The organism is Streptomyces sp. NPDC058872, assembly GCF_042743065.1.
Taxonomy (GTDB): Bacteria; Actinomycetota; Actinomycetes; order Streptomycetales; family Streptomycetaceae; genus Streptomyces.
Map to the genome: position 1 here is coordinate 178,701 of NZ_JBHYMK010000004.1, position 10,103 is coordinate 188,803.

A 10,103-nucleotide genomic window follows, 5' to 3' on the forward strand; every position below is an offset into this window, starting at 1 on the left:
AGATGGCCAGCGATTCCTGTGGGGCAGCCCGTGCGTGATTACCTGCTGACGCTCTGTGTCACGGCAGCGGTGACCTATCTGCTCACCGGGCCGGTGCGGAAGTTCGCCATCGCGACCGGGGCGATGCCGGAGATCCGCGCCCGCGACGTGCACCGAGAACCGACTCCGCGGCTCGGTGGCATCGCCATGTTCTTCGGGCTGTGCGCGGGCCTCCTCGTCGCCGACCACCTGCAGAACCTGAACAGCGTCTTCGAGCAGTCGAACGAGCCGCGCGCCCTGCTCTCCGGCGCGGCCCTGATCTGGCTCATCGGCGTCCTCGACGACAAGTTCGAGCTGGACGCGCTCATCAAGCTGGGCGCCCAGATGATTTCGGCGGGCGTGATGGTGGCGCAGGGCCTGACGATCCTGTGGTTGCCCATCCCCGGCGTCGGGACGGTCGCCCTCACCCCCGGACAGGGCACGCTCCTGACGGTGGCCTTGGTGGTCCTCACCATCAACGCCGTGAACTTCGTCGACGGCCTCGACGGCCTCGCCGCCGGCATGGTCTGCCTCGCCGCCGCGGCCTTCTTCCTGTACGCCTACCGCCTCTGGTACGGCTACACGATCGAAGCCGCCGCCCCCGCAACCCTGTTCGCCGCCATCCTCATGGGCATGTGCCTGGGCTTCCTCCCGCACAACATGCACCCGGCGCGGATCTTCATGGGCGACTCGGGCTCGATGCTGATCGGCCTGATCCTGGCGGCCTCCGCCATCTCCATCACCGGCCAGGTCGACCCGGACGCGCTGAAGATCTTCGAGGGTTCGACCCGCGAGGCCACGCACGCCGCCCTGCCCGTCTTCATCCCGCTCGTGCTGCCGTTGACCATCATCGCGATCCCGATGGCGGACCTGGTCCTGGCGATCGTGCGCCGCACCTGGAAGGGGCAGTCGCCGTTCGCCGCCGACCGCGGGCACCTGCACCACCGGCTCCTGGAAATCGGCCACTCGCACAGCCGCGCGGTGCTGATCATGTACTTCTGGTCGGCGCTGATCGCCTTCGGCACGCTGGCGTACTCGGTCCACTCGACCTCGATGTGGATCGTCCTGGGGGTCGTGGCGCTGAGCGCGATCGGTCTGGTCCTGCTGTTGCTGCCGCGCTTCACGCCGCGTGCGCCCCGCTGGGCCGAGTCCGTGGTGCCGCCCCGCTACCGCCGCCGCAAGAGGGCCTCCGCCGAGCCGGCCGAGCCCTCCGGGGACGCCGGGGGCGCGGAGGAGGAGCAGGAACCGGTGCCCGCCGGGGTCAACGGGGCGACCGCCCTCGGTCACCGTTCGCGCTTCCCCGACCGGAGTAAGGCCGGGGCGCGTGGTTGACGAAAGCCCCATCGCGGTTCATTAGCAGACAAGGTCCCCCGCTGTCGCGCACACACGCGCGGGGTAACCCTCATGTGTGACGGTTGGCACACCGTATGGGTAAAGACCTATTCAAATAGTTTGTGATACGGTTCACGAGACCCGGCGACAGTGCCGAAAGACCGTAGTGCGACGGTCTGTTGGCCCCGAGACCCACCTCGGACCGGGCTTACGCTCGTCCATGACGACACCATCGCCCCCTCCAGAGCAAGCGGAGACACCGCCATGCCGTCGAACGACGCACGCATCCTCCTGCACACCGTTGTACCCACCGCAGCCGTCGGCGCAGTCGCCACGGTCATCAGCGGGGTGGTCGCCGGTGGCAAGGGTGCGATCGGTGCCGTCGTCGGCACCCTGGTGGTGATCCTCTTCATGGGGATCGGGCAGCTGGTTCTCCAGCGGACGGCAAAGTCGCTTCCGCACCTCTTCCAGGCCATGGGGCTGATGCTCTACACGGCCCAGTTGCTGGTGCTCTTCATCTTCCTGGCCTTGTTGAAGAACACCACGCTGTTCGACTTCAAGGCCTTCGCCTTCACGCTGCTCGCGACGACCGTGGTGTGGGTCGCCGCACAGGCCCGGGCCTACATGAAGGCCAAGATCACGTACATCGACCCCGGAAACACGGGGTCCAAGTCGTGAAGGGTAGGGCCGGGATAAAGCCGCGTTCGGCTTCCTGCTATCGTCCGGTGCCAACTGCGGCACTGCGGACGCGGGCATCCGAAACGGCGCCTGTCCCAGCGAGAGGCTCGATGCCGAACCGCCGCCCCCTTATCCGTAAGACCAGTCCAGTGCCGACCCGCGGCTGCGTGCCGCGCCGACACAACGAGGTTGCCGTACCTATGCGCCACGCTGAAGGAGCCCGCGGTGAGTGCTGACCAGACGCTTGCCTTCGACCCGGATTGCCACATCTTCAGTGGATGTGGCTTCCCGGCGCCGGGCCTGCACACGTTCATGTACGAGCCCATCGCCACGGTGGCCGGCATCGAGTTCACCAAGCCGATGCTGCTCGCCATCCTGGGCTCCATCGTGGTCGTCGGGTTCTTCTGGGCCGCTTTCAACAAGCCCAAGCTGATCCCCGGCAAGATGCAGATGGTCGGCGAGGCCGGTTACGACTTCGTGCGCCGCGGCATCGTCTACGAGATCATCGGCAAGAAGGACGGCGAGAAGTACGTCCCCTTCATGGTGTCGTTGTTCTTCTTCGTCTGGATCATGAACCTCTGGTCGATCATTCCGCTCGCCCAGTTCCCGGTCACGTCGCTGATCGCCTTCCCGGCGGCCCTCGCGCTGATCGTCTACGTCATGTGGGTGGCGCTGACCTTCAAGAAGCACGGCTTCGCCGGCGGCTGGAAGAACATCCTCGGGTACGACAAGTCCCTGGGTGCGATCCTCCCGCTCATCATGCTTCTCGAGTTCTTCTCGAACCTGATCATCCGGCCCTTCACGCACGCGGTGCGACTGTTCGCGAACATGTTCGCCGGTCACCTGCTGATCGTGATGTTCTCGCTGGCCACCTGGTACCTCATGAACGGCCTGGGATTCGTCTACGCCGGCGCCTCGTTCGTGATGGTCCTCACCATGACTGCCTTCGAGCTCTTCATCCAGGCCGTCCAGGCGTACGTCTTCGTCCTCCTGGCCTGCAGCTACGTCCAGGGCGCGCTCTCCGAGCACCACTGAGCCGCACCCACCCCGTAGCTCCACCCCGCATCCATCAGTCGTCCGGTGGCCAACCCCCATCGGGTCATTGAAAGAGAAGGAAGTAACGGCATGTCCGCTGCTCTCGACATGATCAACCTCGCCGCCGAAGGTGGCAGCGCCAAGACCAACGTCGTTGGCAACGTCGCCTCGATCGGTTACGGCCTCGCCGCGATCGGCCCCGGCGTCGGCGTCGGCATCATCTTCGGTAACGGTACGCAGGCGCTCGCCCGCCAGCCCGAGGCCGCCGGTCTCATCCGTACCAACCAGATCATGGGCTTCGCCTTCTGTGAGGCGCTCGCCCTCATCGGCATCGTCATGGGCTTCGTCTACCAGTAAGCCGGACCGACTGCCCGATTCTTTTTACGGAAGGCACTGATGTGAACGCTCTGCTTCTTGCGGCGGCGGAGGAGCCTCAGCCTCCTCTGATCCCGCATCTCGACGAGCTCGTCATCGGCCTGATCGCCTTCGTCATCGTCTTCGGCTTCCTCGCCAAGAAGCTCCTCCCGAACATCAACAAGGTTCTGGACGAGCGTCGCGAGGCCATCGAGGGTGGCATCGAGAAGGCCGAGTCGGCCCAGATCGAGGCTCAGAGTGTGCTGGAGCAGTACAAGGCCCAGCTCGCCGAGGCCCGCCACGAGGCCGCGCGTCTTCGCCAGGAGGCGACGGAGCAGGGCACCGCGATCATCCAGGAGATGAAGGCGGAAGGCCAGCGCCAGCGCGAAGAGATCATCGCTGCCGGTCACGCGCAGATCGAGGCCGACCGCAAGGCCGCGTCCGCCTCGCTGCGTCAGGACGTGGGCAAGCTCGCCACCGACCTGGCCGGCAAGCTGGTCGGCGAGTCCCTCGAGGACACCGCCCGCCAGAGCCGCACGATCGACCGCTTCCTCGACGAGCTCGAGGAGAAGGCCGAGGCTGTCCGATGAACGGAGCGAGCCGCGAGGCACTGTCCGCCGCACGCGAATCCCTCGACGCGCTGACCGACAACACCCCGGTCGACGTGACGAAGCTCGCGGACGAGCTGGCCGCCGTCACCACGCTGCTCGACCGCGAGGTGTCGCTGCGCCGGGTCCTGACCGACCCCGCCCAGTCGGGTGAGGCCAAGGCCGAACTCGCGCAGCGACTCCTCCGCGGGCAGGTGGGCGGCGAGACCGTCGACCTGGTCTCCGGCATGGTCCGCTCCCGCTGGTCGCGCTCGCGCGACCTGGTCGACGCGGCCGAGGAAATGGCGAACACCGCCGACCTCACCGCGGCGCAGAAGGCGGGCGCACTCGACGACGTCGAAGACGAGCTGTTCCGGTTCGGCCGGATCGTGTCCTCCAGCAACGAGCTCCGCTCCGCGCTGACGGACAAGGGCGCCACGGCCACGGCCAAGGGCACGCTGCTCCGCAGCCTGCTCGGCGGCAAGGCCCACGCGACCACCGAGCGCCTGGTCGTCCGTCTGGTGACCCAGCCCCGGGGACGTAGCCTGGAAGCGGGACTCGAGTCCCTGTCCAAGCTCGCCGCGGCGCGTCGGAACCGGATGGTCGCCGTCGTCACCTCGGCGGTGCCGCTGTCGGACCGGCAGAAGCAGCGCCTCGGCACCGTGCTGGCCAAGCTGTACGGCCGCGAGATGCACCTGAACCTGGACGTGGACCCCGCGGTCCTCGGCGGGATCACCGTGCGGGTCGGCGACGAGGTCATCGACGGTTCCATCGCGGAGCGCCTCGGCGAGGCGACCCGTCGACTGGCCGGCTGACGGCAGCCAACAGAACAAGGCATCACCGCAACACCGCAACACCAGCGGCCCGGTTGGGCCGTGCAGAGATTGCAGAAGATTCCTGGGGGTCGGCCCCCAGACCCCTTAAGAAACTTCGGGCCCAACAAGGAGAGCAGGGAACCCAGATGGCGGAGCTCACGATCCGGCCGGAGGAGATCCGGGACGCACTGGAGACCTTTGTCCAGTCGTACCAGCCGGACGCGGCCTCGCGCGAGGAGGTCGGCACGGTCAGCCTGGCCGGCGACGGCATCGCGAAGGTCGAGGGTCTTCCCTCGGCCATGGCGAACGAGCTGCTGAAGTTCGAGGACGGCACCCTCGGTCTCGCGCTGAACCTCGAAGAGCGCGAGATCGGTGCGATCGTCCTCGGCGAGTTCAGCGGCATCGAGGAGGGACAGTCGGTGCAGCGCACCGGCGAGGTCCTCTCCGTCGGTGTCGGCGAGGGATACCTGGGTCGCGTCGTCGACCCGCTCGGTAACCCGATCGACGGTCTCGGCGAGATCGCGACCGAGGGCCGCCGCGCCCTCGAGCTGCAGGCGCCGGGCGTCATGCAGCGCAAGTCGGTCCACGAGCCGATGGAGACCGGCTACAAGGCCGTCGACGCCATGACCCCGGTCGGCCGTGGTCAGCGTCAGCTGATCATTGGTGACCGCCAGACCGGCAAGACCGCCCTGGCCGTCGACACGATCATCAACCAGCGCGACAACTGGCGCTCGGGCGACGTGAACAAGCAGGTCCGCTGCATCTACGTCGCCGTCGGCCAGAAGGGCTCCACCATCGCGTCCGTGCGCGGCGCGCTGGAAGAGGCCGGTGCGCTCGAGTACACGACGATCGTCGCCGCCCCGGCGTCCGACCCGGCCGGCTTCAAGTACCTGGCGCCGTACACCGGCTCGGCCATCGGCCAGCACTGGATGTACGAGGGCAAGCACGTCCTGATCGTCTTCGACGACCTGTCGAAGCAGGCCGACGCCTACCGCGCCGTGTCGCTGCTGCTGCGCCGCCCGCCGGGCCGTGAGGCCTACCCGGGTGACGTCTTCTACCTGCACTCCCGCCTCCTCGAGCGCTGCGCCAAGCTCTCGGACGAGATGGGTGCCGGTTCGATGACCGGTCTGCCGATCGTCGAGACGAAGGCCAACGACGTCTCGGCCTTCATCCCGACCAACGTCATCTCCATCACCGACGGCCAGTGCTTCCTGGAGTCCGACCTGTTCAACGCCGGCCAGCGCCCGGCCCTGAACGTCGGCATCTCGGTCTCCCGAGTCGGTGGCTCCGCCCAGCACCCGGCCATGAAGCAGATCGCCGGTCGCCTCCGCGTGGACCTGGCCCAGTTCCGTGAGCTGGAGGCCTTCGCGGCCTTCGGTTCGGACCTGGACTCGGCCTCCAAGGCGCAGCTGGAGCGCGGTCAGCGCATGGTCGAGCTGCTCAAGCAGGCTCAGTACCAGCCGATGCCCACGGAGAACCAGGTCGTCTCGGTCTGGGCCGGCACCACCGGCAAGATGGACGACGTCCCGGTCGCCGACATCCGTCGCTTCGAGGCCGAGCTCCTGGCGTACCTGCGCCAGAGCCACTCCGGTCTCATGACCTCCATCCGCGAGGGCAAGAAGATGTCGGACGACACCCTGACGGCCGTCGCCGACGCCATCGCGGAGTTCAAGAAGCAGTTCGAGACCTCTGACGGCAAGCTGCTCGGCGAGGACGCTGCCGCCGTCAACGTCTCGAAGTGACGACGGAAGGGACCTGACTCATGGGAGCGCAGCTCCGGGTCTACAAGCGTCGCATCAAATCCGTCACCGCGACGAAGAAGATCACCAAGGCGATGGAGATGATCGCCGCCTCGCGCGTCGTCAAGGCGCAGCGCAAGGTGCAGGCGTCGACTCCGTACGCGACCGAGCTCACGCGGGCGGTCACGGCGGTGGCCACGGGTGCGAACGACAAGCACCCGCTGACCACCGAGGTGGAGAACCCGAGCCGTGCCGCGGTCCTGCTCCTCTCGAGCGACCGCGGTCTGGCCGGCGCCTTCAACTCCAACGCCATCAAGGCGGCGGAACAGCTGATCAAGAAGCTGGAGGGCGAGGGCCGCACGGTCGACATCTATGTCGTCGGCCGCCGTGGCGTCGCGCACTTCAACTTCCGTGAGCGCGCGCTGGCCGACACGTGGGCGGGCTTCACGGACGAGCCGACCTACGCGGACGCCAAGAAGATCGCCGCACCGCTGATCGAGGCGATCGAGAAGGACACGGCGGAGGGTGGTGTGGACGAGCTCCACATCGTCTACACCGAGTTCGTCTCGATGATGACCCAGACGGCGGTCGAGGCCCGGCTGCTGCCCCTGAGCCTCGACGAGGTGGCGAAGGAGGCCGGCGAGCCGGAGACCCTCCGCCCGCTGTACGACTTCGAGCCGTCGGCGGAGGACGTCCTCGACGCCCTGCTGCCGCGCTACGTCGAGAGCCGGATCTACAACGCGCTGCTCCAGTCGGCTGCTTCCAAGCACGCCGCCACGCGCCGCGCGATGAAGTCGGCCACCGACAACGCGGGAGACTTGATCAACAACCTCTCCCGACTTGCCAACGCGGCCCGCCAGGCCGAAATCACCCAGGAAATCAGCGAGATCGTCGGTGGCACCGCAGCCCTGGCCGACGCGACCGCGGGGAGTGACAAGTAATGACGACCACTGTTGAGACGGCCGCCGCCACGGGCCGCGTCGCCCGGGTCATCGGCCCGGTCGTCGACGTGGAGTTCCCCGTCGACGCGATGCCGGAGATCTACAACGCCCTGCACGTCGAGGTCGCCGACCCGGCCGAGGAGGGCGCGAAGAAGACGCTGACCCTCGAGGTCGCGCAGCACCTCGGTGACGGCATCGTCCGTACCATCTCGATGCAGCCCACCGACGGTCTGGTCCGCCAGGCCCCGGTGACCGACACCGGCGACGGCATCACGGTGCCCGTCGGCGACGTCACCAAGGGTCGCGTGTTCAACACGCTGGGCCAGATCCTGAACGAGCCCGAGGCCGAGTCCGAGGTCGGCGAGCGCTGGTCCATCCACCGCAAGGCCCCGGCGTTCGACCAGCTCGAGTCGAAGACCGAGATGTTCGAGACCGGCCTGAAGGTCGTCGACCTCCTCACCCCGTACGTCAAGGGTGGAAAGATCGGTCTGTTCGGTGGTGCCGGTGTCGGCAAGACCGTTCTGATCCAGGAAATGATCATGCGTGTGGCGAAGCTGCACGAGGGCGTTTCCGTCTTCGCCGGCGTGGGCGAGCGCACCCGTGAGGGCAACGACCTCATCGCGGAGATGGAGGACTCGGGCGTTCTCGACAAGACCGCCCTGGTCTTCGGCCAGATGGACGAGCCCCCGGGCACCCGTCTCCGTGTGGCCCTCGCCGGTCTGACCATGGCGGAGTACTTCCGCGATGTGCAGAAGCAGGACGTGCTGTTCTTCATCGACAACATCTTCCGCTTCACGCAGGCCGGTTCCGAGGTGTCGACCCTGCTCGGCCGCATGCCCTCCGCGGTGGGTTACCAGCCGAACCTGGCCGACGAGATGGGTCTCCTCCAGGAGCGCATCACCTCGACCCGTGGTCACTCGATCACCTCGATGCAGGCGATCTACGTCCCCGCCGACGACCTCACCGACCCGGCGCCGGCGACCACCTTCGCCCACCTCGACGCGACGACGGTTCTCTCCCGTCCGATCTCCGAGAAGGGCATCTACCCGGCCGTGGACCCGCTGGACTCCACGTCCCGGATCCTGGACCCGCGCTACATCGCGCAGGACCACTACGACGCCGCCACGCGCGTCAAGGGAATCCTGCAGAAGTACAAGGACCTCCAGGACATCATCGCGATCCTCGGTATCGACGAGCTGAGCGAGGAGGACAAGCTCGTCGTCCACCGCGCCCGCCGTGTCGAGCGCTTCCTGTCCCAGAACACCCACGCGGCGAAGCAGTTCACCGGCGTGGACGGTTCGGACGTTCCGCTCGACGAGTCGATCGCCGCGTTCAACGCGATCTGCGACGGTGAGTTCGACCACTTCCCGGAGCAGGCCTTCTTCATGTGTGGTGGTCTCGAGGACCTCAAGAAGAACGCCAAGGAGCTCGGCGTCTCCTGAGCCCCGTGCTCGCCCGAGAGGGGGCGGGATCCGTCCCGCCCCCTCTCCACGCCCCCTAGAATTGACCCCAACACCCGGCACGACCGCCGGGTGGTGACCCGAGGAGCCCCCCTTGGCTGCTGAGCTGCACGTCGAGCTGGTCGCCGCGGACCGGAGTGTCTGGTCTGGCGAGGCCACCCTGGTCATCGCGCGTACCACCTCCGGCGACATCGGCGTCATGCCCGGTCACCAGCCGCTGCTCGGTGTGCTGGAGTCGGGCCCGGTGACCATCCGTACGAGTGAGGGCGCGACCGTCGTCGCCGCCGTCCACGGCGGGTTCATCTCGTTCGCCGACGACAAGCTGTCTCTGCTCGCGGAGATCTGCGAGCTGGCGGACGAGATCGACGCCCAGCGTGCCGAGCGCGCGCTGGAGCGTGCGAAGACGGAGTCGGACGCCGCTGCCGAGCGGCGCGCCGAGGTCCGGCTGCGCGCGGTAGCGGTCCACTGACGGTCCGCACCGAGTAGGAGTGCCCTCAGCCGCGGCACGGTCCGGAATTTTCCGGACCGTGTCGCGGCTGAGGCGATGCAGATGCAGGTTGTATTCGGTTCTGCCGGACGTGCCGGCTACGGGACGCAGCGAGGAGGTCGGTGAAGATGTTCCTCGCTCTGCTCGTGTGCGGCCTGGTCGTCGCACTGGTGGTGATCGGGCTCTTCGTCTTCGGATTGCGCCGGAGACTGATCCAGCGTGCCGGCGGCACCTTCGACTGTTCGCTCCGGTGGAACGTCCCCGACGAGCCGGACTCGACCGGCAAGGGCTGGGTGTACGGGGTCGCCCGCTACAGCGGTGACGAGATCGCCTGGTTCCGGGTCTTCTCGTACGCACCGCGCCCGCGCCGGGTGCTGGAGCGTTCCTCCATCGTGGCCCTGGAGCGGCGGATGCCGGAGGGCGAGGAGGAGCTCGCGCTGCTCTCCGACTCCGTGATCCAGCCCTGCATGTACGAGGGCGTCCGCCTGGAGCTCGCGATGAGCGAGGACGCCCGGACGGGATTCATGGCCTGGCTGGAGGCGGCGCCCCCCGGCCAGCGGGTGAACGTCGCCTGACCCCTTTCGCTTGCCGGGCCCGTCCGGTCGGGTGCTTGTCCGGGGGCCTCTCGGAGCGGTGGGGACGCGGAGGAGCGGGGGG

The 10,103-nt window shown here is 67.6% G+C and carries 11 protein-coding genes; all 11 read left to right on the forward strand.

The window, feature by feature from the left end; all coding sequences use genetic code 11:
- Positions 1 to 30: 30 nt before the first annotated feature.
- The gene (locus ACFW22_RS04075; protein WP_386398561.1) at positions 31 to 1,350 is read left to right on the forward strand and encodes an MraY family glycosyltransferase; all 1,320 of its coding nucleotides are present in this window, start codon (positions 31 to 33) and stop codon (positions 1,348 to 1,350) included.
- A 264-nt stretch (positions 1,351 to 1,614) separates the two neighbouring features.
- Positions 1,615 to 2,028, forward strand: coding sequence for a hypothetical protein (locus tag ACFW22_RS04080; protein ID WP_384875163.1), 414 nt, complete (start codon positions 1,615 to 1,617; stop codon positions 2,026 to 2,028).
- A 225-nt stretch (positions 2,029 to 2,253) separates the two neighbouring features.
- Positions 2,254 to 3,063, forward strand: a complete 810-nt coding sequence (gene atpB, locus ACFW22_RS04085; protein WP_384875165.1) for a F0F1 ATP synthase subunit A — start codon at positions 2,254 to 2,256, stop codon at positions 3,061 to 3,063.
- 90 nt (positions 3,064 to 3,153) lie between these two features.
- The gene (gene atpE / locus ACFW22_RS04090) at positions 3,154 to 3,420 is read left to right on the forward strand and encodes an ATP synthase F0 subunit C (RefSeq protein WP_024761915.1); all 267 of its coding nucleotides are present in this window, start codon (positions 3,154 to 3,156) and stop codon (positions 3,418 to 3,420) included.
- Between the two features lie 41 nt (positions 3,421 to 3,461).
- A complete protein-coding gene (locus tag ACFW22_RS04095; RefSeq protein WP_121830191.1) occupies positions 3,462 to 4,007 on the forward strand; it encodes a F0F1 ATP synthase subunit B in 546 nt (181 codons plus the stop codon).
- The gene (locus ACFW22_RS04100) at positions 4,004 to 4,819 is read left to right on the forward strand and encodes a F0F1 ATP synthase subunit delta (RefSeq protein ID WP_386398568.1); all 816 of its coding nucleotides are present in this window, start codon (positions 4,004 to 4,006) and stop codon (positions 4,817 to 4,819) included. Before ACFW22_RS04095 ends, ACFW22_RS04100 begins: the two co-directional genes overlap by 4 nt.
- 146 nt (positions 4,820 to 4,965) lie before the next feature.
- Positions 4,966 to 6,561 carry a F0F1 ATP synthase subunit alpha gene (gene atpA, locus ACFW22_RS04105; protein ID WP_384875171.1) on the forward strand — a complete coding sequence of 532 codons (1,596 nt, stop codon included), beginning with the start codon at positions 4,966 to 4,968 and terminating at the stop codon, positions 6,559 to 6,561.
- Positions 6,562 to 6,581: 20 nt separating this feature from the next.
- Positions 6,582 to 7,499 (forward strand): F0F1 ATP synthase subunit gamma, encoded by a 918-nt coding sequence (locus ACFW22_RS04110; RefSeq protein ID WP_384875174.1) that lies wholly within the window; start codon positions 6,582 to 6,584, stop codon positions 7,497 to 7,499.
- Positions 7,499 to 8,941, forward strand: a complete 1,443-nt coding sequence (atpD, locus tag ACFW22_RS04115) for a F0F1 ATP synthase subunit beta (RefSeq protein ID WP_384875176.1) — start codon at positions 7,499 to 7,501, stop codon at positions 8,939 to 8,941. The genes ACFW22_RS04110 and atpD overlap by 1 nt, the downstream gene beginning before the upstream one ends.
- 112 nt (positions 8,942 to 9,053) lie before the next feature.
- Complete coding sequence (locus tag ACFW22_RS04120) at positions 9,054 to 9,428, forward strand: F0F1 ATP synthase subunit epsilon (RefSeq protein ID WP_384875179.1); 375 nt, start codon at positions 9,054 to 9,056, stop codon at positions 9,426 to 9,428.
- A gap of 146 nt (positions 9,429 to 9,574) precedes the next feature.
- Complete coding sequence (locus ACFW22_RS04125; RefSeq protein WP_384875182.1) at positions 9,575 to 10,021, forward strand: DUF2550 domain-containing protein; 447 nt, start codon at positions 9,575 to 9,577, stop codon at positions 10,019 to 10,021.
- Positions 10,022 to 10,103: the final 82 nt, after the last annotated feature.